Origin of the sequence: Salinispirillum sp. LH 10-3-1 (assembly GCF_030643825.1) — a bacterium.
Classification (GTDB): domain Bacteria; phylum Pseudomonadota; class Gammaproteobacteria; order Pseudomonadales; family Natronospirillaceae; genus Salinispirillum.
On record NZ_CP101717.1, the window covers coordinates 3115516 to 3140394 of the forward strand.

19 protein-coding genes are annotated in these 24879 nt (G+C 54.2%); 5 read left to right on the plus strand and 14 right to left on the minus strand.

From position 1 onward, the window contains the following. Positions 1–116: 116 nt before the first annotated feature. Positions 117–1112, plus strand: coding sequence for a nucleoid-associated protein (locus tag NFC81_RS14385; RefSeq protein ID WP_304995167.1), 996 nt, complete (start codon positions 117–119; stop codon positions 1110–1112). 22 nt (positions 1113–1134) lie between these two features. Here the strand turns inward: NFC81_RS14385 and NFC81_RS14390 are convergent, their stop codons facing one another. Further along, positions 1135–2454, minus strand: a complete 1320-nt coding sequence (locus tag NFC81_RS14390; protein ID WP_304995168.1) for a sigma-54 dependent transcriptional regulator — start codon at positions 2452–2454, stop codon at positions 1135–1137. 211 nt (positions 2455–2665) lie between these two features. On the opposite strand from NFC81_RS14390, the gene NFC81_RS14395 reads away from it, so the two are divergent. From NFC81_RS14395 to NFC81_RS14410, 4 genes are all read left to right on the plus strand, one after another. Then, a complete protein-coding gene (locus tag NFC81_RS14395; protein ID WP_304995169.1) occupies positions 2666–3241 on the plus strand; it encodes a BON domain-containing protein in 576 nt (191 codons plus the stop codon). A gap of 4 nt (positions 3242–3245) precedes the next feature. Then, positions 3246–3743: a PA2169 family four-helix-bundle protein gene (locus NFC81_RS14400; RefSeq protein WP_304995170.1), complete on the plus strand. Its 498-nt coding sequence runs from the start codon at positions 3246–3248 to the stop codon at positions 3741–3743. 197 nt (positions 3744–3940) lie between these two features. Beyond that, positions 3941–4594, plus strand: a complete 654-nt coding sequence (locus tag NFC81_RS14405) for a TetR/AcrR family transcriptional regulator (protein ID WP_304995171.1) — start codon at positions 3941–3943, stop codon at positions 4592–4594. A gap of 90 nt (positions 4595–4684) precedes the next feature. Beyond that, positions 4685–6202 carry a methyl-accepting chemotaxis protein gene (locus NFC81_RS14410; protein ID WP_304995172.1) on the plus strand — a complete coding sequence of 506 codons (1518 nt, stop codon included), beginning with the start codon at positions 4685–4687 and terminating at the stop codon, positions 6200–6202. A gap of 41 nt (positions 6203–6243) precedes the next feature. On the opposite strand, the gene NFC81_RS14415 is transcribed toward NFC81_RS14410, so the two are convergent. From NFC81_RS14415 to NFC81_RS14475, 13 genes are all read right to left on the minus strand, one after another. Continuing rightward, positions 6244–7152, minus strand: a complete 909-nt coding sequence (locus NFC81_RS14415) for an ROK family protein (RefSeq protein ID WP_304995173.1) — start codon at positions 7150–7152, stop codon at positions 6244–6246. A gap of 174 nt (positions 7153–7326) precedes the next feature. Beyond that, positions 7327–8835, minus strand: coding sequence for a diguanylate cyclase (locus NFC81_RS14420; RefSeq protein ID WP_304995174.1), 1509 nt, complete (start codon positions 8833–8835; stop codon positions 7327–7329). A gap of 293 nt (positions 8836–9128) precedes the next feature. Next, the gene (locus NFC81_RS14425; RefSeq protein WP_304995175.1) at positions 9129–10505 is read right to left on the minus strand and encodes a hypothetical protein; all 1377 of its coding nucleotides are present in this window, start codon (positions 10503–10505) and stop codon (positions 9129–9131) included. Positions 10506–10714: 209 nt separating this feature from the next. After that, entirely contained in the window at positions 10715–12133 is a 1419-nt protein-coding gene (locus NFC81_RS14430) for an FAD-dependent oxidoreductase (protein ID WP_304995176.1), read from the minus strand. Between the two features lie 5 nt (positions 12134–12138). Then, positions 12139–16590, minus strand: a complete 4452-nt coding sequence (gene gltB, locus NFC81_RS14435; protein WP_304995177.1) for a glutamate synthase large subunit — start codon at positions 16588–16590, stop codon at positions 12139–12141. Between the two features lie 162 nt (positions 16591–16752). After that, positions 16753–18237, minus strand: coding sequence for an AAA family ATPase (locus NFC81_RS14440; protein ID WP_304995178.1), 1485 nt, complete (start codon positions 18235–18237; stop codon positions 16753–16755). A gap of 3 nt (positions 18238–18240) precedes the next feature. Then, positions 18241–19323, minus strand: a complete 1083-nt coding sequence (gene aroB / locus NFC81_RS14445) for a 3-dehydroquinate synthase (protein WP_304995179.1) — start codon at positions 19321–19323, stop codon at positions 18241–18243. Then, a complete protein-coding gene (locus NFC81_RS14450; protein ID WP_370529874.1) occupies positions 19310–19771 on the minus strand; it encodes a shikimate kinase in 462 nt (153 codons plus the stop codon). Before NFC81_RS14450 ends, aroB begins: the two co-directional genes overlap by 14 nt. 67 nt (positions 19772–19838) lie before the next feature. Next, the gene (locus NFC81_RS14455) at positions 19839–21923 is read right to left on the minus strand and encodes a type IV pilus secretin PilQ (protein ID WP_304995181.1); all 2085 of its coding nucleotides are present in this window, start codon (positions 21921–21923) and stop codon (positions 19839–19841) included. 22 nt (positions 21924–21945) lie between these two features. Continuing rightward, a complete protein-coding gene (locus NFC81_RS14460; RefSeq protein ID WP_304995182.1) occupies positions 21946–22491 on the minus strand; it encodes a pilus assembly protein PilP in 546 nt (181 codons plus the stop codon). Next, a complete protein-coding gene (locus NFC81_RS14465; RefSeq protein WP_304995183.1) occupies positions 22491–23123 on the minus strand; it encodes a type 4a pilus biogenesis protein PilO in 633 nt (210 codons plus the stop codon). The genes NFC81_RS14460 and NFC81_RS14465 overlap by 1 nt, the downstream gene beginning before the upstream one ends. After that, entirely contained in the window at positions 23120–23680 is a 561-nt protein-coding gene (locus NFC81_RS14470; RefSeq protein ID WP_304995184.1) for a PilN domain-containing protein, read from the minus strand. The genes NFC81_RS14465 and NFC81_RS14470 overlap by 4 nt, the downstream gene beginning before the upstream one ends. Beyond that, on the minus strand, positions 23677–24747 hold the full coding sequence (locus NFC81_RS14475) for a pilus assembly protein PilM (RefSeq protein ID WP_370529875.1): 1071 nt from the start codon (positions 24745–24747) through the stop codon (positions 23677–23679). Before NFC81_RS14475 ends, NFC81_RS14470 begins: the two co-directional genes overlap by 4 nt. Positions 24748–24879 lie beyond the last annotated feature (132 nt).

The window sequence follows — 24879 nt, forward strand, 5'->3', positions numbered from 1 at the left end:
GCTGTAGTCTAGTTGGGGCAAGTCATACGCCAAGGTGGTACATCCCTCAGAGTGCCTTTCAGTGCGTCGGCCTGTTACCATAGCGCCTTTGTTCACCCTGAAGGGATCCCATTGCCATGCCCGTTCGCCAGTTCATCATCCACCAGCTCAGTAAAGACGACAGCCAAACCAGCGCACTGATCAACGCGCGCGCCGAGGAATGTCCGTTGGAACCGCATGGCCAGACGCTGGTGAACGAGATAAAGCGCGTACAAGCGGCTCGTGCGGGCAAGCAATACGGTCGCTTCGACCCAGAGCAAAGCGGGCTGCGTGCTTTGGTGCAGCAATGGCGTAGCGAGCAGCTACCGTTTGAAGGCTTTACCCGGCGCGCCACCGAGCAACTGGGTCTGCAGCTGGATCAGCACAACGAAGTGTTGGCTGGCCATGTGGTATTTGTACTCGAATCCTTGGAGCAAACGGAACGCTTGTTCATTGCGCTGCTGCGCGAGACCGAGGCCTTCGCCCTGAACACTCAACTCGACGTGGTCGACACCGCCTACTTGGATTTCAGCCATACCGGCTTTATTGCCTGCCTCGATCTCACCGACTGGGCCGACGACGCCAGTAAGTACCTGACGGTGAGCCTCGGGCGCGGTGAACGCACCGTACAAAAACCCTTACTCGATTGGCTGGGATTCACTGACACCCTGAACAAGCAAGCCGAAACTGAACAGTTCTTGCACTTGGTCGATGCTTATTGCGCGAACCTACCGGAAGAAGAAAGCAGTGCGACGAAAGAGAAGGTCATTGAATTCTGTGTGGAGCAGGACAAAGCAGGCGAGCCCGTGGTGTACCGGGAGCTGTCGGCGCACGTGAACGACAGCGCCCCCACGTTATTTGACGACTATCTGCAGCAACACCAAGAAACGCCGCGCGAAGAGCTGATTCCCGACCGCAAACAACTGCGGCAATACATTCGTCTGAGCGGCAAAAGCAAAGACGTGTCCATCAGTTTTGCCAGCGGCTCCTTGGGCAAAGGCATTCAATTTGATGCCGACAACGAAACGCTGATCATCCACCAGCTGCCCAAGTCGTTGCTGCAGCAATTGCGCAAGTTGCAGTCTGACAGCTAGGGAAGCTCTGAAATATTATTCCCTAAAGGGCTTCTTGCGCATAGCGCTGCAACTTGTTGTACAGGGTTTTGGCGCTGACGCCCAATTGCTGCGCCGTCGCTGTTCGATTGCCATGATGGCGTTCTAAACACTCCAGCACATAACGCCGCTCCAAGGCCTCCAGTGTCAATCCCGGTGGCAACGCAGCGGCGACAGCATTGCCTAAAGCGGGGCTGCGCAGATGGTCCGGCTCGATCACATGATTCGCCAACAGATACGCCCGCTCGACCAAGAACTTCAGTTCACGCACATTACCATGCCACTGCTGCTGCGCCACAAAGGCTAAAGCGGCGGGAGAAAAGTGTTTATACGTGCCCGACTCAGCGTTGCGCTGCACGAGGAAATGCCGCGCCAGCATAACGGCGTCACCCACGCGCTCTCGCAGCGGCGGCAACAGTAATGGCAGATGCGCCAATCGATAAAAGATGTCCTGCCGCAAGCGCCCCTCCCGAATCGCTTGTTCCGGGTCACGGTTGCTGGCAGATACAATACGCACATTGGCCGTGCGCCGTTCGGTACTGCCCACCGGCTGATACTCGCCTGTTTCGAGTACACGTAACAGCTTGGCCTGCAACGCCATCGGCATTTCGGTGATTTCGTCGAGAAACAGGGTGCCCTCATGCGCTTGGGCAAAGGCGCCTGAACGTTCGCGATCAGCCCCAGTGAATGCGCCTCGCACATGTCCAAACAGGTCACTTTCGATCAACTCAGCATTCAAGGCTGCGCAATTCACTGCGATGAACGGGCCATGACGTCGCGTACTGATCTGATGCACGGTGTGCGCCGCCAACTCCTTACCCGTGCCGCTCTCGCCCAGCAGCAACACACTGGCGTCGCTGGGTGCGACTTGTTGAATGTCGCGATAGAGCTGGCGCATGGCCGCCGACGACCCCAACAGATAACCAAACTGATCAATACCGCTCACCTGGCTATCGTCCTTCGTCATTTCCGTCTTCGTCGCACCGAACGCATGCGATAACGCCAAAGCATCGCTCAAAGCAGAATCAGGAAAGGGCGAACGCAAATGATAGAGCGCGCCGAAGCGCATGGCAGCGTCTAATACCGTGTTTGGGGCTCCGTCACTGAGTAGAATCACTCGGCAACGCTCAAAGACGCCACGCTCGCGCCAATGCTGCAGCTCCGCCATGGACAAATCTCGACGCCCACAGAGCACAATGTCGGGCAAGATTTCTGGCAGTTGTTCGGCCCACAACACGTCGATGTCGCCCCAATTCGGGTACTCACGACAGCGCGCCTGCAACACAGGGTCGTCAATCAAACACACGACTTGCTGGCTCGTCATGCCATTACCCCAACTCAGAAACCTAGCACTAGCCTAATAGGCTGATCGCACATTGCAAGCAAATCGGTAATTATTACCTGGCCGCCTAGCAGTTTTTACCGACCTATTGAGCAGAAAGCGCTATCTGCATGGCTTTTAAGGCATTCCATCGCTGGCACGAACCTTGAGTGTCATAGCCATACCCTATTTTTTGATTCTTTGAGGACGTTAAATGTTTGTTTTATCTACGCTGTTTGCCCACCCTGCCGTTCGCGTTAAACAGCTGGCTGTATTAGCAGTACTGTGTTTCATGGTGCTACCCGCAGTAGCGGACGACGACGCGCGCCTGCAAGGGCGCATTGAAGCGGCACTGATCCTGTCTGAATCATTGAATGGCTATGTGTTTGAAGTTGCTGTTTCTGATCAGCGCGTGGTGATTTCCGGTGCGGTGACGAATGAGAATGAACGTCGGGTAATTTTGCAGGTCGCGCGCAGCGTGGCGGGCGACCTAGAAGTTGAAAGTGACGTTGAGCTCTCTACTGCGCAGCCCGCAACCACGGACGCCATGGTGGCACAGCGCACCCTGTTGCAAGGCTGGCACAGAGCGCAGCTGGAAGCCGAGCTGCGCCGCGAATTCGCAGAAAGCTCAGCCTTGGACGGCCTTAATATCAACATCGACATCCAAGACGACACCCTGATACTGACCGGCACTGTGAGCTCTGAACTGGAGCGCATGGTGGCCAACCAGCTAGGCCAAAATCTGGACAGCATTCAGGTGGTCAACAATCAACTGACCGTGGAGGAATAACGCCATGTACGACCGTCATTATTGGATGCCCGTAATGGATGTGGTGCGAGATCCGCCGCCACAAGACAGTGATCATCTGACAGAGCTGTTGACCATTTGTAAGGATGGCATGGATTTCTACCTACACGCTGCAGACGTCGTTGAGCATCAAGGTGTAAAAACGACCTTCTTGGAGATCGCGCAAACCCGGCGCGCCATCATAGAGGACCTGTTACGCGAGATCAGCGAAACCGGAAAGCACCCGGACGTCAACGGCTCCATGACCTTTACCTTGCGTAAATGGTATGCCGACGCTCAGCACTTTGTACTGCGGTACGACAGCGCGCCCTTTCTGGAGCAGTTGCTTGCCGTGGAGGATGCCACCTTGGCGCACTTCGAGCGCGCACGAGAAGAGATCAAACAGCCAGAGTGGGTCATGCATCTCGCGAGCTGCATGACGACCTTCCGCCAGACACGCGATCGCTTAAAAGCGCTGTACGATGATGTGGGCCCCCGCCACTGACGCATGGCCTACCCAACGGGTAGCACCCTAATGGTCTAGGAGGCGACTTTACAAAAGGACGCAATGGCGCTTCTAGACCGCATTTTTACTGGCATTATCGATAACGTACGGTTAAGTTATTAACAAATAACGAAAGATTGCCTCACTGAGCATCTTCACAAAACCGTCACAAAGTATTCTCACATGGAAATGCGATAATGACCGTCGATCAAGTCATCCCCTCAAGTAACCCATCACCCAACACCGGACGCATACGACAAGAAAACACTGAAAAAATACTCGCAGCTGCCGCACACGAGTTCGTCCAGCACGGTTTTCGCGGTGCCTCACTGCAAAAAATCGCCGAACGGGCCGAATTACCAAAGGCCAATGTACTCTACTATTTTAAATCTAAGCAAGGCCTCTATTCGGCCCTACTGGAAGACATCATTGCATTGTGGAACTCAGCGTTCGACCACATCTCTGAAGATGATGATCCAGCTGAAGCCTTGGCCAGCTATATTCACGCCAAGGTAAAATACTCCTTTACCCACCCTATGGCATCACGCATTTTTGCCAGCGAAATCATTCATGGCGCACCAAACCTCAGTGCGCAGTTGGGCAAGCCACTGCATGACTGGGTCGACGGGCGTACGCGAGTCATGCAGCACTGGATGGAACAAGGCAAGATGCGTCAACTTGACCCGCTACATCTGTTGTTCCTCATTTGGAGCAGCACCCAGTTCTACGCCGACTTCGGTGCCCAGGTTGACGGTTTAGTTCCCCGGCCTCTGGATGCCAGTGAACAGCAACGTATTGCGGAGCAGTTGACCGATGTCATTCTGCGTGGCTGTGGGTTGCACATAGAATAATATTATTCGTTCGATCAGTGATCTGAAACAGTCTAAACTACTTATATAAACCTCAACGTTTTCATGCGTCTCAGCCGAGTAGACAGGTCTATGAATAAAGCCACCAACAGCCGATTGATCAGCTTTGTACTGAATTACCGCCATGAAGTAGACAACATAATGCTCAAGCTCACTTTTGGCGCTTGGGCGATGTGTTTTCTCTATGCGCCTTTTTATGGTACTTGGGCATTAGCATTATTAGTGGGGGGGGCGCTTACTGCCGTTAACTTCTTCGCTATCAAGATACTGAACCATCACCGTTCTACGCCGGCTATTATTGCGGTCGTATTGATGCTGTTCGTCACCCTACACGTGCATCAGATGCGCGGTATGATTGAAGCGCATTTTGGCTACTTCGTGGCCTTGGCCATCCTGTTTGTATATTTGGAGTACCGTCCCATTTTGTGGGGGGCTGCTGCCGCTGCTGTCATTCATGTTGTGTTACACCTCACGCAGCATGCCGGCATTCCAATATACCTGTTTCCTTCAATGGAGCACTCATGGGCTATCGTCGGTATGCACGCCATGTATGTGGTCATTGAAACAGGCGTCTTGATTGTCCTGATGCGCTTGGCCAAACGCATGTTAGAGGCGTCGCAAGAACTTGTCCGCGTGACCACCACCATGCTCGGCGACGACGAAGCGACCATTGACCTATCGATACGGGCCAATGCGGCCAGCAACCCTATTCTGTCACAGTTGAATTGGGTTCTAGAATCACTGCACTCAGCCATTCTAGCGACACAGAAAGCCTATAATACCGCCGATGAAACCCTAGAGCATTTGAACCATAACACGGCCGACGTAGTGGCCTTGTCGGCGCAAAGCCAATCCGCCATCGACCAGATGCGTGGTGCCATGCAAGATATGAACGAGTCCTTCATCGCGGTATCCGAGCAAACCCAACGTGCCGCTACACTCGCCGATGAAACCACCAGTGCACAAAAAGAAGGCCAGATAGCCGTGCGTAGTGCGCGGGATGGTATTGTCAGCCTGTCCAGTGTACTGAGCAATACAGGTGAAACCGTTAAGGGCTTGGCCGATGACTGCGCCGCTGTGACTAAAACCCTGACGGAAATCCAGGGCATTGCCGAGCAAACCAATCTGTTGGCCCTAAATGCTGCCATCGAAGCCGCCAGAGCCGGCGAGCAAGGCCGTGGCTTTGCCGTCGTTGCTGACGAGGTGCGTGCATTAGCATCACGTACGCAAGTCTCTACGGCAAATATTAAGGTAATCATTGATCGCTTGGTGAGTGGTTCTCAAGCTTCCGTAGAGGCTATGGTGTCGAGCCAAGCGCGGGTGCAAGACAATGTGACGCAATCAGAAGTAGTGGAACAAGTCTTTGAGCAAATCAGGCGGGCGCTGACGGAGATCACAGAGATCAGTCAGCAAATTGCCGTGGCGACAGAAGAGCAGACGCAGGTATCGGGCGACATTACACGTCAGATCAGTGACATCGCCGAAACCAGTCTCGTGACAGCCCAAAAGATTGAAGAGAACGGCCAGCGAACGACGACCCTGCAAGGTGCCTTCGAATCACTGGCTAAAATGCTACGCAAGTTCGACTGAGTCGAGCCCTGCTATTGCCTAGACGTGGTGGTTGAAGCCGCCTATAGCGGATTCAACCACGCCGCGCCGCGCACACCGCTGGAATCGCCGTGCAAGGCCTTAACAATGGGTGTATCGCACTCATTGCCAATCACATATTGCGCGAGCAATCCGGGCAAGCGCTTATAGATTTCTTGCAGATTCGATGCGCCGCCACCCAATACGATTACGTCTGGGTCCAGTACATTAATGACACTCGACAGTCCGCGCGCCAGCTGTTCAACGTACTCATCAACCACGCGCACTGCAGCCGCTTGGCCGCTCTCGGCACGCTGGCTGATCTCCGCACCCGTCAACTTCTCGCCAGTTGCCATCTCGTAAGACTTCACCAAGCCCGTGCCCGATAAAAAGGTTTCGTTGCACCCCATCTTACCGCAGTAGCAAGGCCGCCGCATAAGTTCATGGTCTGATGTCCAAGGCAACGGGTTATGCCCCCACTCGCCTGCAACCCCATTGGGGCCCGACAACGGCAAGCCGTTCACGGCAATACCGGCACCACAGCCCGTACCTAGAATGGCGGCAAACACCAACGGATAACCTTTACCAGCGCCATCGGTGGCTTCCGATACAGCAAGGCAGTTGGCATCATTGGTCAATTGGACTGCTCTACCCAAACGCTTACTGAGATCTACCTGCATCGGCTGACCATTAAGCCACACAGAATTGGCGTTCTTCACATTACCGGTTTTGCGTGACACAGTTCCGGGAATGCCGATACCGACCGGAATATTCTTCTCGCCTGCCGCCTGTTCGGCTTCGTCTACTAAGGCTACGATGGCATCCAGAGTGCCCGGGTAGTCGTGCTGAGGGGTAGGTACACGTTTACGGAAGTGTTCAGTGCTGTCTCGACTCAGCAGGATGACTTCAATCTTGGTACCGCCAAGATCGATCCCGATGCGAAAGTCTGTCATGGTGCTCTCCACTGTTTTTTTTGATCGGTCCTTATGCGGGCCCACACGATTGCGCCACCCACAGGACTCTTTGGTTTTAGTATGGGGGAGCGCAGTATACTACGAAGTGCGAAACCACCGCCAAGGACTCTTCGCGCGGTGGGCTGGAGTAACCCTCAGCCAGCAGCTCAGGCTTTATACGGACAGTGCTTGAACCGGCCCGCTTACTTGGTTCTTACCGTTACTTTTACTGTGATAGACTTGGGCATCGGCGTCACGAAATAAAGCCTCTAAATCAGCGTTGCTGTCGGCATAACTGATACCAATACTGACCGTCACGCCAGACTCAGAGAATGCGGCCATCTGGGTTTCCACTGCGGTCCGGACCAACTCCGCACGGGCACGCAAGGCCTCTGGTTCAATCCCCCACAACGCCACCATAAATTCCTCGCCGCCCATCCGACAAAGTAAATCATCTGGCCGTAAGTGGTCTTCAATGTAGGTCGCAACCTGGACCAGGGCATCGTCGCCGGCCTGATGACCATAGGTATCATTGACCTGTTTGAAATCATCGAGGTCCAATACCATCATGCCCACCGGACCATCCGGCAAAGTCTGTTTGCGCTGTGCAAATGTCTCCGAAAAGGCTCGGCGATTCAGCACCCCGGTTAACGGATCGCGCTGGCTTTGATGCTCTAAGCGCCGCAGCAGATTCTGTGTCTCTGTGATATTCCGCACCGTCGACACAGTGGCTGCGTCATGCATTTCACCTAAAGGCTGTACGACCACTTGATAGTCGTCCTCGCCTATACGAATATCTAACTGACTACCGCCCCCCATATAAATGGCTTCGCGCCACGCAGGGTAGTTGCGTAATACCGAACGAATACGCAGTGTCCCGGTATCCTCCGGCAACTGAATCAACGCCCGTAGAGAGGTGTTGGCGTCCAAGATTCGGCCGCGACGATCAACAATCATGATGCCATCCGGTAGCAAATTGAACACGCGGTCACGGGCCACAGGGCTGAAGCTGAAAAGTTGCTGACGCCAGAGTGCCACCAGGAAACAAACACTACCGGGCAGGAACGCCAGCGATGTTGGAAACACCTGCACCAACGAGTTTGGAAATGCCATTTTCGCTGCCGCAAGCCACACCGGCATACTCATGCCCGCCATCACCCAGAGTACCTTGTCGCGCCAACGAGGGGCCAGATTTCGAGAGAGGAATGTACCGAGCACCACCAATATGATCAGCATGGCAATGACGTACCAACGCAGTGCTTGCCCTAAGGGCGTAAACGAAACCACCACTTGGCCACTGAATACCGACATTGCAGACCACATCCAGCCATGCCATTGATTGGTTAAGGTCAGAATGGACGCGACCACCATGGGGCAGAAAATCAACAGCATAAAGCGCAGTGGCGAGTTTTCACGCAGCCGTAACAGGCTGTATATGACCCACAATACAACTAAGTCATAAGACCAATACACGAAGGTGGCAATTTGCCGAAAAGCAAATTTGGCACTCAGCTCCTGAGCCCAGCCTTCTGCACCATTGGCGAACGCTGTTATTGCCGCCATGCCCAAGAATGCGCTAATGGCTAACCCGCCCGGACGATGGCGAAAGCGCAGCGCATAGAGCCCAAGGCTCAAGCACAAAAAGCCGGTAAGTAACGGCAAAACAATTTCAACAACGGGCATCTGCTGTCGTGGCCTATTCAGAAGAGGGCTTCAATTAGCCATTTTTATTTTGGTTGTTACAATGCCCGTTGTTCCATGCATCGCCAAGACTAGATGTGATACATATTCTTATTAATAGCGTCTCATGCGCCTTCAGGTCACAAGAAAACAGCAAGACTCTCATTTTTTGTCCAATAATTCATCAGTTGTACTTGTCACCACAAGCTGGCTCACACTGACTCTTGGCCTTAATCGTAAGGCAAAAAAAAGCAGCCCGTTGGCTGCTTTCTTTGGATCTCACCAGGTGAGCGTGTTTAGTTGACGGCGACCATGTAGCGCACGCCTAAACCATTTGGCGATTGAACAGTAATCGTACAATTCGCTGCACCAGTAACGTCATACGTCACCTCAACAGGCCAACCAGAAAACATTGCTGAACCCGGGTTCCCAGGAACAGTGTCATTCCACAGGTCTACATTCGCATCGCCGTCACAACTCGCGGTCAGAGTACTGCCAACCGGAGGCACATTACCGTTTTGGTCGACCATGGTGTAGGTCACGGTTTGCGAGCCAGCAATCGCTGTCGGTGCTGGGCTCAAAGTAATGAATGAACCACTGTTTACCAATGTAATGCCATCGAAAACATCGGCTCGTTCAGCACAGTGACCAGCGCCTAAGGCGGCATTACTGCAACCAAAGCCGCGATAAAGCGCCGCGGGGTCTGCAGCAGTGTAGTTGCCTGCTTGGTCCCGATCCCAGAAAAATTCCCCAGCGGTATAATTTCCGCTTCCATCGGCATCAACAAAAGGCTCGCCTTGTGGCGTATAGTCTTCACCGATGTCAAAGCGACTGTTGCCGTTCAAATCTATGAAGGCGTCATTGCCTTCCGTACGGGCTAAAATATAGACGCGCCCATCAGCAGAGCGCGGGGCCGCCGAACGCCACTCGACACTGCAGGCACCATTACTGGTAGCGCAGCTGGATTCAACCATACCGCTGTTGGTGAGGAAGTTAACTATGGTCCCGTCAGCAACCGGGTTGCGATGCATATCGCCTAAATGGGCCGTGATCGTGACCGGCACACCATCGAAGTTGTAGCCTTCAGGGTTGTAGACATTGGTGGACAAACTGATCCCGTCGGTGACAGGAACGGCAGTGCTCATATTGATGGGCTGAGTCGTTGCGACATGCCTGTTAACCTCTATCACGTTGCCCGTCACCCCAAGAATGTCCATACGAAACTCGACTTGGGTCACCCCGGGCACACTGCCCGCCAACAACCAAGTATAAGCTTCACCTTCAGAGTTAGTGTTAATTGACGACCATGTCAGTGATGAGTCGCCAATGGTATTGGTCAACCGAAAGTTCACTGTATGACCTGAAACGGGAACCCCGTTAAAATCCAAGACCCGCACCCCGACCTTCGCGTAATCGGTCAGATTGGCCGTGGTGTAGCCACGTAATGCAACAGCATTGGGGCTAGGCTGAATGATTTGTACAAAGCCAGCACCTGCCGGTACCGTTGTTGTCGTGCCGCCACCCGTACCGTTGTCATTAGACCCATTATCTGTGCCGCCGGTATCACCTGTACCACCATCGCCGCCACCGGTATCCAATGCCTCATTACACCCCACAGCCAGCAACAGAAGCGCTACCGATACGACATTTAATCCTCTACGCATAAAACTCATGTTTTTGCCCTCCCAGCGAGCGAAACGGTCAGAACGGAGTTCGACTTTTAAGTCCCGCTAGTCTAAAGCAAATTCCTCCACCGATGGATACACCGAAGAGAAATTTCTGTGACCAACCTATCAATACCCATTAAAAATACACGGTTACCCTCTAAACTCTGCAAAAAAAAAGCAGCCCGTAGGCTGCTTTTTTTGGAAAGGCCACACAATTAGACTTCCAAGTAGTCCAGAATACCTTCGGCCGCTTTACGGCCTTCGTAGATGGCGGTGACCACGAGGTCTGAACCGCGCACCATGTCGCCACCGGCAAAGATTTTGGGGTTACTGGTCTGGAAAGCAAAGTCTTGTTGCTCAGCCGCAACAACACGGTCGCCTTTGTCCAGCGCGACATCCTGCTCTGGAATCCAACCGGCTGGGCTGGGGCGGAAACCAAAGGCGATGATCACGGCGTCAGCGGGCAGAATCTCTTCCGAGCCTTCAACCACCACCGGCTGACGACGGCCATTGGCATCGGGTTCGCCCATAGTGGTCGTGACTACCTTAACGCCTTCTACCTTGCCGTCACCGACGATCTCGACAGGCTGACGGTTAAACAGGAATTTCACCCCTTCTTCGCGCGCGTTCACTACTTCTTTGCGCGAGCCCGGCATGTTCTTCTCATCACGACGGTAAGCACAGGTGACCGACTTGGCACCTTGACGAATGGACGTGCGGTTGCAGTCCATCGCGGTATCGCCACCACCCAGAATCACGACCTTTTTGCCCTTCATATCAATGAAGTCAGCCGGATCTTTTTCGAAGCCTAAACAACGATTAACGTTGGCGATCAAGAACGGCAGGGCGTCGTGCACGCCGGGCAAGTCTTCGCCCGGAAAACCGCCTTTCATATAGGTGTAGGTACCCATGCCCATAAACACTGCATCGTAATCACGCAGCAGTTCTTCGATGGTCACATCGGTACCGATTTCCGTATTGAGGCGGAATTCGATGCCCATTTCCGTGAAGATTTCACGGCGGCGCGCCATGACGCTTTTTTCCAGTTTGAATTCTGGAATACCGAAGGTCAGCAAGCCGCCGATCTCCGGGTATTTATCGAATACCACGGGCTTCACACCGTTACGCACCAGCACATCGGCACAGCCTAACCCGGCTGGGCCAGCACCGATGACGGCGACTTTTTTGTCGGTCCACTCAACGCGTGACATGTCCGGTTTCCAGCCCATGGCAAAGGCGGTGTCGGTGATGTACTTCTCGGTAGAGCCGATGGTCACCGCGCCAAAGCCGTCGTTCAGAGTACAGGCCCCTTCGCACAAACGGTCTTGCGGGCATACGCGGCCGCAGACTTCGGGCAATGTGTTGGTCTGATGACTCAACTCCACCGCCGCCATGATGTTGCCCCGTGCCGCCAAGTCCAACCAGTCGGGAATGTAGTTGTGCACCGGGCACTTCCATTCGCAATAGGGGTTACCGCAGTCCAGGCAACGGTGCGCTTGTTGTTTCACGTCTTCCGCCGAATAGGGATCGTAGATTTCTACGAACTCGGTTTTACGCGTGCTCAGGCGACGCTTAGCTGGGTCCTTACGACCCACGTCTACAAACTGGAAATCGTTATTCAGTCTTGTCGTCATAATGCTTACTCCGGACGCGCGCGCGTGTTGGACAATAACTGCGACACACTGGCCGCTTTCGGCTTCACCAGCCAGAAGTAACGAACGTAGTCGTCGAAGTCTTCCAGCAACTCTTTACCCCAGTCGCTGTTCGTTTCGGCAACGAATTCTTCAATCACACCCGTCAAATGGTGACGATACTCTTCCATGCTTTCGGGGTGCACGCGAACCACATCAACCAGTTCACGGTTGTACTTGTCTTGGAAGGTGTTTTCCAAGTCCAGTACGTAGGCGAAACCACCGGTCATGCCGGCACCGAAGTTAGTACCCACTGATCCGAGTACAGCGACCATACCGCCGGTCATGTATTCGCAGCAGTGATCACCGGCGCCTTCTACCACCGCGTGCACACCGGAGTTACGTACCGCGAACCGCTCACCGGCTCGACCCGCCGCAAATAGCTTACCGCCCGTTGCGCCGTACAAGCAGGTGTTACCCATAATGGATGTGTCCACCGACTTGAACGCGGAACCTTGCGGCGGACGAATGACGATCTTGCCGCCCGTCATGCCCTTACCCACGTAATCGTTAGCGTCACCGTCGATGATCAGGTTCAAACCGCCCGCGTTCCACACCCCGAAGCTCTGCCCGGCAATACCAGTAAAGTTCAAGGTGATGGGCGCGTCGTCCATGCCGTTGTTGCCATAACGCTTGGCGATTTCACCACTGACGCGCGCGCCAATGGAGCGGTCGCAGTTGCCGATTTGGAAACTGAACTCACCGCCGGACTTGGCTTCAATCGCGGGCAATACGGCCGCCACAATTGCTTCGGCCTTTTCGCCTTTATCAAACGGCTTGTTGCGCTCCCACGTACACTGGTGCGGCTTATCCGCCGGAATGTTCGTGTAGTTCAGCAAGACGCTCAGATCCAGCCCTTGCTGCTTGCCGGTCTGCCCTTCACGCGGGGTGAACAGATCAATACGACCGATGATGTCGCTCAGGCTGGCATAACCCAGTTGGGCCAGATGCTCGCGCACCTCTTCGGCTACGAAGGTGAAGTAGTGCTTCACCATTTCGACGGTGCCACGGAAATGCTCTTGACGCAGATGAGCGTCCTGCGTGGCGACACCGGTCGCACAGTTGTTCAGGTGGCAAATACGCAGGTACTTACAACCCAAGGCCACCATGGGCGCCGTACCAAAACCGAAGCTTTCCGCACCGAACAAGGCACCCTTAATGACGTCAAGGCCGGTCTTCATACCACCGTCAGTCTGCAAGCGCACACGGTCACGCAGGTCGTTGCCGCGCAAGGTTTGATGCGTTTCCGCCAGACCCAGCTCCCACGGGGAACCGGCGTGCTTGATCGAGGTGATCGGTGATGCACCGGTACCGCCGTCGTAACCCGATACGGTGATCAGGTCGGCGTAGGCTTTCGCCACACCGGCCGCGATGGTGCCCACACCGGGCTCGGAGACCAGTTTCACCGAGACCAAGGCCTGCGGGTTCACCTGTTTCAAGTCATAAATCAACTGCGCCAGGTCTTCGATAGAATAGATATCGTGGTGCGGTGGTGGCGAAATCAGGGTCACGCCCGGCACCGAAAAGCGTAACCGTGCGATCAGCGGATTGACCTTACCGCCGGGCAACTGGCCGCCTTCACCGGGCTTAGCACCTTGGGCAATTTTGATCTGCAGCACATCGGCATTCACCAGATAATGCGGCGTCACACCGAAGCGACCTGAAGCGATCTGCTTGATCTTAGATACCTTGGTGGTGCCAAAACGCGCGGGGTCTTCACCACCCTCACCGCTGTTGGAACGACCACCCAGTTCGTTCATTGCGACCGCGAGGGCTTCATGCGCTTCCGGAGACAAGGCTCCCAGCGACATAGCCGCAGAATCAAAGCGCTTCAGAATGCTTTCGAACGGCTCAACGTCTTTTAACGGAATCGGGCTACGGTCGGATTTCAGATCCAACAGGTCACGGATGGTGGCGACCGGGCGGTCATTGACCAAAGCGGCGTAGTCACGATAACGCGCCGCGTCGCCATTCTGTACGGCATCCTGTAGCGTCTTCACCACATCCGGGTTATAGGCGTGGTATTCCTCGCCGTGCACATAGCGCAGGTGACCACCTTGTTGAATGGGCTTACGGTCAGACCATGCGGCCTTGTTCAGCAGGTGCTGTTCTGTTTCAAAGTGCTCAAAACGCGCGCCTTGAATACGACTGGTTACACCCTTGAAGCACAGGTTGACGATCTCATCCGACAAGCCAATGGCCTCGAACAACTGTGCGCCGCGATAAGAAGCAATGGCGGAAATACCCATTTTCGACATGATCTTAAACAGACCCTTGTCGATGCCTTTGCGGTAATTACGGAATAACTCGTGCGGATGCCCTTCCAGACGACCCTTGCGAATGTCCGAGTGAATGACTTCGTAGGCTAAATACGGGTAGATGGCCGAGGCACCAAAGCCAATGGCGACCGCGTAATGATGTGGGTCACGAATCGCGCCGCTGTCGAGCACGATGTTGGCATTGGTACGCAAGCCAGTGTCGATCAAGCGGTGATGCACGGCACCCGTCGCGAATACGGCGTGAATGGCGTGACGGTCTTCGGCAATATTTCGATCTGACAAGATGATCACGACTTTACCCGAGCGCACTGCCGCTTCGGCCTGGTCGGCTACTCGACGAATGGCTGTTTCCAGGCCTTCACTCGGCTCATAGGTGATATCGATCATTTCATGTTGGTATTCCGGCTGCTCCATATGCAGCAGCGTCTGATACTTCAACGGCGACAATACCGGAGAGGTCAAGATCAGGCGTTTAGCGTGCTCAGGCGACGGGCGAAACAGGTTACGTTCTGGCCCCAAACAGGTTTCCAACGACATGACACAGGCTTCGCGCAGTGGGTCGATGGGTGGGTTGGTTACCTGCGCAAACTGTTGCCGGAAGTAGTCGGTCAAGGGGCGAATGCGACTCGACAGCACCGCCATTGGCGTGTCGTCGCCCATGGAACCCACGGCTTCTTGCCCGCCTTCGGCCAGCGCGGTTAATACGTCGTCACACTCTTCATTGGTGATCTGGAACATCTTCATGTACGAGCGCAGCGTTTTACCGGACGTCGTTGCCCCGTCAGCCAGTTCGGCCAAGTCCAAACGCGACTGCAAGCGCACGGCGTGCTCTTTCAGCCATTGCTTGTACGGGAAGGCTGTTTTCAGACGGTCGTCGATTTCTTCGGTCTGCAAGAATTCGCCGGTGTGCGTATCAATCGCCACAATACGACCGGGACCAACGCGGCCTTTGGATACGACGTCTTCAGGCTTGTAGTCGAATACACCCACTTCTGACGCCAGGGTAATAAATCCGTTCTTGGTGATGACCCAGCGCGCCGGACGCAAACCGTTGCGGTCGAGCAAACACACCGCGTAGCGGCCGTCGGTCAATACGATACCAGCCGGGCCGTCCCACGGCTCCATGTGCATGGAGTTGAATTCATAGAACGCACGGAGCTTGGAGTCCATGGTTTCGAAGTTTTGCCACGCCGGAGGTATAACTGTACGTGCCACGCGGAACAGGTCCATACCGCCCAACATCATGAGTTCCATCATGTTGTCGAGGCTGGAGGAGTCTGAGCCAGTGGTGTTCACAACCGGTTGCAAGTCGTCCAAATTGGGCAAGGTGTCGCTTTCGAACGTGCGCGCCCGCGCACGGGCCCAGTTACGGTTACCGGAAATGGTGTTGATCTCACCGTTGTGCGCCAACAAACGGAACGGCTGGGCCAATGGCCACTTAGGCGCAGTGTTGGTGGAAAAGCGCTGGTGGAAAACCGCAATGCCGGTTTTAACCGCGCTGTTACCCAAGTCGGTGTAGAAGCGCGGCAGGTCGACCGGCATCACCAAGCCTTTGTAAGAAATGACTTTCTCGGCCAACGAGCAGATATAGAAGTCTTCATCGTGCGCCATGGCTTGCTCAGCTTTACGGCGGGCGACGTACAACTGGACAGCGAATTCTTCGCTGCTCAGCGTCTCAGTGGAAACAAACACCTGACGAATACGCGGCAAGCAATCCAACGCCATGGGGCCACAGTACGAAGGGTCGAGTGGTACTTCGCGCCAGCCGTGCACGGCCAAACCTTGGTTAACCAGCGACTCCTCAAGCGCCGTAATGCCTGCAGCGGCCAAGGTGTCGTCCTGGCTCAAGAAAATCATTCCTACGGCATAGCGCTCTGGCAGGGCAGTGCTGAACAGTGTCTGGGCTTCAGCACGCAGAAACTCGTCCGGCTTTTGCAGCAACAAACCGCAGCCATCACCGGTTTTACCGTCAGCCGCTATACCGCCACGGTGCGTCATACAGGCAAGGGATTCAATGGCAGTTTGTAATAATTTATGGCTCGCCTCACCTTCCATGTGCGCGATCAGGCCGAAGCCACAGTTATCACGAAACTCTTCTGGGCGATACAGCGCTTCACTCATACCAGACACTCTCAATTCGTAATCTTGTTGGACTGGCTATTTTTTGACCAGCTCTTTTATGAAGCACAAGTTTACTCAGGAGGTATAGAGCGAACAATTGAGGCCCTGTGTTTGGCCTCAAAAGGGAGAATATTTTTACTTTTTAACGGTATAAATGGCTATTTATTGGCCAGAAAGATCCGCTTTTACGGAACTGATTGGGCGTGGCCAAGGCTGTGCCGCACGCAAATTCGCAGGCAAGCCAGTAATGGCGGCCCGGGCGCTGTCAGCATTGCTGTAATCCCCAAAGACCAGCACATACCACGGTTGACCCTGCAGCTCCGTGCGATAATAGCCCGCCTGGGTTGGTGCAAGCTCATTGGCAGCGATGAATTCCAAAACATTTTGTTCTTGCCGAGCGCCCAATACTTGCAGGGTATAGCGACTGTTGTTGGCATTGCGCAACCAATCCGGCGCGAAGAACGGCTGGTTCTGGTTTGTTGCAGCCGGTGGTGCCGGAGCGGGCGTTGGGGCAGGTGTAGACGTGGTACTTTGCGCAGTTTCCTGTGTTAACTCCGCCAACTTATCTTCCGACAAAGTGCCGCTGCCGGTCGTTGGCGTGGGTGGTGAGGGTTGTACGGGTGCTGGCTGAGCAGATGCGGACCCTTGTGGCTCCGGCTGCACAGGATCGGTAATCACCTCTCGCTCAGCCATGGCCTGAGCTAAGCGTTCACGTACCGCGGCTGCATCCAATTCGGAAACCAGCTCAGGTGGTTGGCTCGCCAGCAATTCAAACTGCTGAGTATCTGGCGGCTCATCACTGCCCGACTGGTACAACACCGCCAACACGAGCGCGGAGATGATGGCCGCACCGGCCACCATGTGTGGCCAAGGTACACCACGATGACGGCGACGGCGCTGCGTCTCCACCAGCATAAAATCTTTAACCGCGTCCAACAGTCGACCCGGACGGCCACCACTCAGCTTATACAGCCGTTTGAGGGTGTTGTTGTCGAAAGGAACACCGGAGGTAATACCGCCCGCAGCGAAGTAACCCTGAATCAGGTTAACACTGTCGCTATAGCGCAAGGTCGGTAAGTCGATCAATTGCCCAGAAGCAAAACCAAGTGTCGATAGCTCCCTACGAATCTCTCCCACATCGGCCGCCAACCCAACCAAACGCAGCCCGGGTTCGCCATTCAAGCCACCGTGCAGTACCGGACTGAGACTGGCCAGCACTTCGGTGGGTAACTCGTCGATATCATCAATGGCTAAGGTGGGTACCTGACCGCGGGCATGCAGACTCTGGCAATGCGCCTGAATCATGAGTTGCAAGCGTTGGGTGCTGTGTGTGCGATCGGGAGTCAATTTGAACTGGGTTGCGACGTCCCACAACAGCTCCTTGTCGCTGCTGCTTTCAGATACTTCGATCATCACGAGGTCGATGTTCTCGGGCAACTGGCGAATCAGCTGCTCCAAAATTGCGGATTTGCCACTACCCACAGGGCCTGCAATGAAAATCACGTCATCAGAAAACTGCAACAAGTGCAGCAAGGTATCCACAGCTTTTTGTCGCCCTGCCACGGGCACAAAGGGATGGGCAGCGTATTCGTCAAACGGGTCGTTATTCAGCCCGTAGTAGTCGACATAGGAAGGCAGGTCAGACATGCGTTAACTCTGGTAGTGATCGATCGTCTGGTAGAGCGTTTCCACTGGAAACTCGCCTGTTACTATCGCATGGCCCAAGTCTTTTAACAACACCAGGCGCAACTGCCCAGCGTCAACTTTTTTGTCGCGCGCCATCAAAGCAATATAGTCGTCCCGTGTCATACCCTCGGGTGACTGTATCGGCAGTCCGGCCTGCAGCAACAGCGTATTTAGGCGTTCGACCAGCGTATGCGGAACATCACCCAATAACGCGGACATGTAGGTCGCCATCAGCAAGCCGGTTGCCACGGCCTCGCCGTGCAACCACTGGCCATAACCGGTAAACGTCTCGATTGCATGCCCAAAGGTATGCCCCAAATTCAAAATTGCCCGACGACCCTGCTCAGTCTCATCTTCAATGACCACGGCGGCCTTCAACGCACAGCTGCGGTAAATGGCTTCGGTCAGCAAGGTTTCATCGCGCTCTAACAAGTCCGTCCAGTGCTGCTCGAGCCAAGCAAAAAAGTCCGCATCGGCGATCAACCCGTACTTCAAGACTTCCGCCAACCCTGCAGCAAATTCACGGTCCGGCAGGGTATTCAGTGTCTTTGTATCAATCAGCACCAGCTCAGGCTGTTTAAAGGCGCCAATCATGTTCTTGCCCAGCGCATGATTGACCCCGGTCTTGCCGCCCACCGACGAATCGACCTGTGACAACAGGGTAGTTGGCATTTGAATGAACTTTACGCCACGCTGGTAGCTGGCTGCCGCATAACCGGTCATATCACCGATCACTCCGCCGCCCAAGGCAATCAGGGTACAGCGTCGGGAGAAATTGTGTTCCAACAAGGCAGTGTATATCTGATTCAAAACATCCAATGTTTTATGCATTTCCCCGTCGGGCAATACCACACTGTGCAAACGCGGCACGCTGTCTGCTAACACACTCTGTACAGCGGACAAGTAGATTGGCGCAATGGTGTCGTTGGTGACGATCATCACCTCAGAGGTCAGATGGGGGCGAATCAACTCGAGTTGGTGCAGCAGGTCCCGCCCGATATGAATGTCGTACTCATGCGTAGGCAGGCGGAGATTAAGAGTCTTCATGGTAGCGCTGGAATTCCTGGGCAATGTGATCCGCCAATGCTCGCGGCGAAACATCGTCTGTGTCAACCACCAGGTGGGCAGTTTCGAGGTAATAGGGCTCGCGCTCTTGCAATAAGCGCGTTAAAACGGCGCGGGGATCGGCCTGTTGCAACAGGGGACGGTTCTTGTCTTTCGCCGTGCGTTCAAGCTGCGTGTCCACACGCGTGCGCAAATAGACCACCCAGCCTCGCTCATGTAGCCAACGTCGATTTTCAGGCGACTTAACAACTCCGCCACCGGTTGCCAGCACCAGGTCGCCTTGCTGGGTTAGCTCATCGATGGCATAACACTCTCGCTCGCGAAAACCGGGCTCACCTTCTAGATCAAAGATCCATGGAATATTAGCCCCGGCACGCTCCTCAATGACCTTGTCGGAATCGATAAAGGCTTTGCCAAGTACCTCAGCCAACAGGCGTCCTAGGGTGCTTTTTCCAGCACCCATCGGACCGACTAAGAATACACTACTGGACGCCAACTTAACGTGACCCTATGGTAACCCGCTCATCAATAAGCTTGGGCGTGATAAAGATCAGCAGTTCGTTCTTCAACTCCAGTTTTTGCGTGCTGCGGAAGAAGCGGCCAATCAATGGTAAGTCGCCCAGAATCGGAGTCTTGAGCTCTTCTTCCACTTCTTCAACGCGATATACACCGCCGAGCACCAAGGTTTCGCCATTATCGACCAGTACTTGGGTTTCCAGGGTATTGGTGTTAATGGACACACCCCCAGGTGTTAGGTTACCGGGTGAATCCTGGGTAACCAACAGCTGCAACATGATACGGCCGTCAGGTGTGATTTGTGGTGTCGCCTCCATTGACAGCACGGCTTGGCGGAACTGAATACCGTCTTCGGTCAAATAAGGAATTTCTGTACCGGAGGCTACCCGAGCGCGCTCGCCATCGGCTGTGATCAGCTTCGGCTGTGACACGATGTTGGCACGACCGCGGCTTTCCAGTGCCGAGAGCTCCAAATCCAATACGTAATCCAACGCTGCAAAACCGACGGTGAACGACGTCGCGTTCGGGCTGCTCGCTGGCATATTAACCACCGGGTTAAAGCCGGTATTCAAGGGTACAGACACATCCTGATACGCTGGCAATGGGCCACCACTGTAGAAATCAGCCCACTGCGCACCAGCATTTTGTAGGCCCTGTGTACCTTCAATACCACCGGTCATGTAGCCGAAATTACGACCACCGCGTGCCAAGGCTCCGCCGCCCCAGCGAATACCCATTTCATTACTCAAGGAAGAGCGAGCGACGACGATGCGGCTTTCGAGCATCACCTGGCGCACCGGCACATCAATAAAGTCAATGGCTTGACGGATACGCTCTAGGTTCGCGGCGGTTTCTTTAATCAGCAAGCTGTTGGTTCGTGTGTCGATGCTCGCGGCACCACGTGATGACAACAGGTTTTCGTCATTGGTAATAAATGCCAAGACGTTCGTGGCTGTCGCATAGTTAATCTGCACGAACTCAGTTTGTAGCGGTGCCAAGTCTTCCAGTGCCCGCTCATTGGTCAAGCGCTGTTGCTCTTGGTCGGCAATCTCTTGTGCTGGTGCAACCAACAAGATATTGCCTTGAATTCTCTTATCCAGACTGCGCGATCGCAGAATCAGATCGAGCGCCTGATCCCAAGGCACGTTCTCCAAGCGAATGGTGATATTACCGGTGACGGTATCCGTAGCCACTAAGCTCAAACCGGCAGTATCAGCAATCAACTGCAAGATACGACGAATTTCAATGTCTTGGAAATTGAATGAAATGCGCTCACCGCTGAACGGCGTATCGCCTACACCAGGTGCAGTTGTCACCGCCGGCTTAACTTCTTTCACATTAATGGACAGCGTATTGGAGGTCTGAAAAGCCGCATATTCGAATAAACCATTCGGTTCAATCTCGATACGCGCACCATTCCCCATGCGGCGTGCGGTGATGTAGCTAACCGAGGTCGCGAAATCGAGAACATCGATACGACGTGCTAACGCCAGCGGTAGCTCGTAATCCGGAATGTCGACAATGATGCGATCACCCACTGAACGGATATCAACATCAGCGCGGTTATCCGACATCTGAATGCGAATCTGTGCTTCACCATCGGGATTACGTCTAAAATCGAGATCGGTCACGCTGCCCGCGCGTGGCGCGATCGCTCCTGTTTGCGACAGACTCGAGCGTCCAACGGTAATAACCAGCTGGTTGTTGACCACTTCAATATCGTGTGGCACCAACGACGTCAGATTCAGCACAAGGCGAGTGCGATCACCAGCGGTCAGTACGGTGGCCGCTCGTGTGTTACCACTGGTTACGGTGTAATAACGCTGCGGCAGCGTGCTCACCACGCCAGGCATATCAATTGAGATGCGCGCTGGCTGCCTTATTTCATAGGAAGACGCTTCAGGCGCTGGACCGTTAAATGTCAACGTCACCTCGGTCCGCCCCCCGGCCAGACTGACAAAATCGATATCTGTCAAATCAACGGCGGTGGCGAAAGGCATCAAAAGCAGGCCCGCTAAGAATACTAGGCGCTGGCTCAGGGTTGGTAGTTGTACTCTTTTCATCATTAATCTCACTTAAACCTTTGCCTTATTGCCCGGAGGCGTCAATGGACTGGGGGCGTTCTAACCAGCCGCCACGGCCATTGGAAACTATTTCAACCACGCGCAAGCCGTTCTGCGTAATGGCGCTGATACGTCCATGATTCTGCCCAAGGTAGTCACCAACACTGACCTGATGCACTTCTCGATTTGGGTCACGAATCAAAGCTCGCACCGGCTGACCTTCTCTATGCAAAAACCCTACCATTGTCAAAGTTTCGAGCCGAAACGCTTCTAGGGCCTGCCTCGGACGATCCATGTCGGGCTGAATGCCGGTATTCTGCATTTGCACCGCCAATTCTTCGGCGCGTACACGAGGCTGAAACGGCGAGCGACGATCGGTCGCAGAATAGAAGAACAATTCTTGCGCATCGTACGTCGGCACATCCGGAATCGTGCCCGATGGGCGGCTGTCGAGCTCTGCCATGCGCACCCGTATGTCATCGAAGTTCCGACCGGTATCGCAGCCCACCAATACCAACACCATTGAAGCGGCGGTCACGTTGAGCGCCCAACGAATACTGTTACTGCTCATTAGTTTCTACCCCCTGCCGCATCACGGTACTGATAGGTTTTCACATCAATACTCAGGCGCAAGCGAGTTTCGGTCGAGGACTCTGCACCCGTGGGCTGCAACGAATAATTATGTAAGGTAACAATGCGGGGTAACGCTGATATGCCGGACACGAAAGTACCTATTTCATGATAACCGCCCGTTGCCTCCAAGCGTAGCGGCTGCTCGGTGAACAGCTCGCGATTGGTCGGCGTTCCAATACTCAGCTGTCCGACCTGCAAACCGCTGGATTCCGCGGTGCGGTTAATATCGACCAGTAGGTCGGGAATTTCCGTATCGTTCGGTAATTGGCGCAGCACCGATTCAAAGGTCTGGCGCATTTCCGTCAGCTGAATCTGATAAGCTTCTAAGTTAGCAACCTGGAAAGCCTTGCTTTCATAGTCACGCATCAAGCGAGTTTCTTCCGCCTGAATGCGCTGCAAGCCCTCTTGAGCTGGCTTGATTAGAGCAAAATAGCCACCCGTCAAAATACCGCCAATGATGATCAGGCAAAACAACACCTTAACCGGCACAGGCCAGACGCCCATACGATCCCATTCGATATTGTTAAAGTCGAAGTCCTGCAGCTGTTTAAATGCATTAGGTTTACTCATGATCCAGCCCCCGCAGACGGCGTGGTCTGAGTCACGCGCAACTGAAAACGATGACGTGTAGCGCCACCAGAGGGCTCGCTGACCACCGATCCCAGAATCGGGTTCGTGAACCAGTCAGAAGTCTCGAAATTACGCATTAATTGCGAGATTGCACCCGTAGCTTCAGCCACGCCCGTTATTTGAATCTGCCCACCTGTATTGGTCACGGCGGTGTAATGCACCGTCTCGGGCGTGACCCGAGCCATTTCATCAAACACATGAACGATAATGGGTCGGTCACCCTGCAATTGCTGAATGACCTGCATACGCTCCAATAGCGCCGTACGCTCAGAACGCAGCGTGTTGATTTCACGGATTTTTTCGTCCATAACGCGAAGTTCGGCACGAATGAAGTCGTTGCGTGCACGCTGATTCGCTGTTTCCGCTCGAAAGTACTGATCCATCGCAAAGATGATGACGCCCGACAGCACTGCCACACCCAACATAACACGAATAAACTCCGCCTTACGCTGATTGCGGGCTTGCTCGCGCCACGGCAGCAGGTTAACAGTAATCATGCAAAACTCCTCAAGGCCAAACCACAGGCAACCAGTAAGGATGGCGCATCATTGCTGAGATTCACAGCATTCACTTTACTGGCCAGACTCATATTGGCAAAGGGATTAGCTACCAGCGTTGGCGTGCCCAACTTGTCTTGGATGGCTTTCGCCAAACCCGGCACCGCCGACGACCCACCTGCCAGCATGATATAATCCACATCATTATACTCGGTGCCCGCGAAGAAGAACTGCAGGGAGCGTGAAACCTGCTGAACGGTGGCATCGCGAAACGGTTCCAGCACTTCCCGCTGGTAGTCGTCAGGCAAGCCGCCCTGTTTTTTCGCCAATCCCGCTTCTTGGACGGTAACACCATAACGCCGGGTGATTTCGTCGGTCAGCTGCTTGCCACCGAACACCTGCTCGCGGGTGTATATGATGCTCTCACCACTGACCACGGTTAGTGTGGTCATGGTATGGCCGATATCCATGATTGCCACGGTGAGCTCTCCGGAAGCAGAATCCGTGCTGAGCTGACTCCGCAGCAATTCGAACGAGCGCAGCATGGCATAGATTTCAACGTCAATGACTTCCGCTGTCAGGCCGGCCGCTTCCAGCGACAACTGACGATCCTCGACAATCTCTTTTTTACTTGCCGCGAGCTGCACTTCAACCTGAGTATCGTGCTTCGGCGAGGGGCCAATGATATCGAAATCAAGCGCAACCTCGTCCATCGGGAAAGGAATGTACTGATCCGCTTCAGCGCGAATCTGCTCCTCCATATCATCTTCCGTCAGGCCTGAGTTCATTTCGATGACCTTGGTGATCACCGATGAACCCGATACCGCACAGGCGGCGCCCTTCACTCGAGTGCGTAATTTCTGTAAAGCACGCTGGACGGTGTTGCCCACTGCTTCTACGTCATTAATATGCTTTTCCACTACGGCGTTTTCCGGCAGCGGTTCGACGGCGTAGCCTTCGACCCTGAACTGTTTTCCGGAACGACTCAACTCAAGAATCTTGACAGACGTCGAGCTGATGTCGACACCGAGCATGGTTTTCGATTTTTTTTTGGTAAGGCCGACCACTATTGTGTGTCCTTTATCCTGAAACTTATTATAGGTATGCTGCTAATTAATCATATTTCAGCATCAATTAGAAATCACTCGTTAACAGATGACAACTGTCTATTGCCGAAAGAGGCGATATAATGCGGGGTT

What these genes read in the sequence shown, in the direction of transcription:
- NFC81_RS14390 (WP_304995168.1), bottom strand. Translation starts at nt 2,454, where the DNA reads ATGACGAGCCAGCAAGTCGTGTGTTTGATTGACGACCCTGTGTTGCAG.
- NFC81_RS14430 (WP_304995176.1), bottom strand. Translation starts at nt 12,133, where the DNA reads ATGACGACAAGACTGAATAACGATTTCCAGTTTGTAGACGTGGGTCGT.
- gltB (WP_304995177.1), bottom strand. Translation starts at nt 16,590, where the DNA reads ATGAGTGAAGCGCTGTATCGCCCAGAAGAGTTTCGTGATAACTGTGGC.
- NFC81_RS14415 (WP_304995173.1), bottom strand. Translation starts at nt 7,152, where the DNA reads ATGACAGACTTTCGCATCGGGATCGATCTTGGCGGTACCAAGATTGAA.
- NFC81_RS14410 (WP_304995172.1), top strand. Translation starts at nt 4,685, where the DNA reads ATGAATAAAGCCACCAACAGCCGATTGATCAGCTTTGTACTGAATTAC.
- NFC81_RS14385 (WP_304995167.1), top strand. Translation starts at nt 117, where the DNA reads ATGCCCGTTCGCCAGTTCATCATCCACCAGCTCAGTAAAGACGACAGC.
- NFC81_RS14455 (WP_304995181.1), bottom strand. Translation starts at nt 21,923, where the DNA reads ATGATGAAAAGAGTACAACTACCAACCCTGAGCCAGCGCCTAGTATTC.
- NFC81_RS14440 (WP_304995178.1), bottom strand. Translation starts at nt 18,237, where the DNA reads ATGTCTGACCTGCCTTCCTATGTCGACTACTACGGGCTGAATAACGAC.
- NFC81_RS14395 (WP_304995169.1), top strand. Translation starts at nt 2,666, where the DNA reads ATGTTTGTTTTATCTACGCTGTTTGCCCACCCTGCCGTTCGCGTTAAA.
- NFC81_RS14420 (WP_304995174.1), bottom strand. Translation starts at nt 8,835, where the DNA reads ATGCCCGTTGTTGAAATTGTTTTGCCGTTACTTACCGGCTTTTTGTGC.
- NFC81_RS14465 (WP_304995183.1), bottom strand. Translation starts at nt 23,123, where the DNA reads ATGAGTAAACCTAATGCATTTAAACAGCTGCAGGACTTCGACTTTAAC.
- NFC81_RS14405 (WP_304995171.1), top strand. Translation starts at nt 3,941, where the DNA reads ATGACCGTCGATCAAGTCATCCCCTCAAGTAACCCATCACCCAACACC.
- aroB (WP_304995179.1), bottom strand. Translation starts at nt 19,323, where the DNA reads ATGAAGACTCTTAATCTCCGCCTGCCTACGCATGAGTACGACATTCAT.
- NFC81_RS14400 (WP_304995170.1), top strand. Translation starts at nt 3,246, where the DNA reads ATGTACGACCGTCATTATTGGATGCCCGTAATGGATGTGGTGCGAGAT.
- NFC81_RS14460 (WP_304995182.1), bottom strand. Translation starts at nt 22,491, where the DNA reads ATGAGCAGTAACAGTATTCGTTGGGCGCTCAACGTGACCGCCGCTTCA.
- NFC81_RS14425 (WP_304995175.1), bottom strand. Translation starts at nt 10,505, where the DNA reads ATGAGTTTTATGCGTAGAGGATTAAATGTCGTATCGGTAGCGCTTCTG.
- NFC81_RS14470 (WP_304995184.1), bottom strand. Translation starts at nt 23,680, where the DNA reads ATGATTACTGTTAACCTGCTGCCGTGGCGCGAGCAAGCCCGCAATCAG.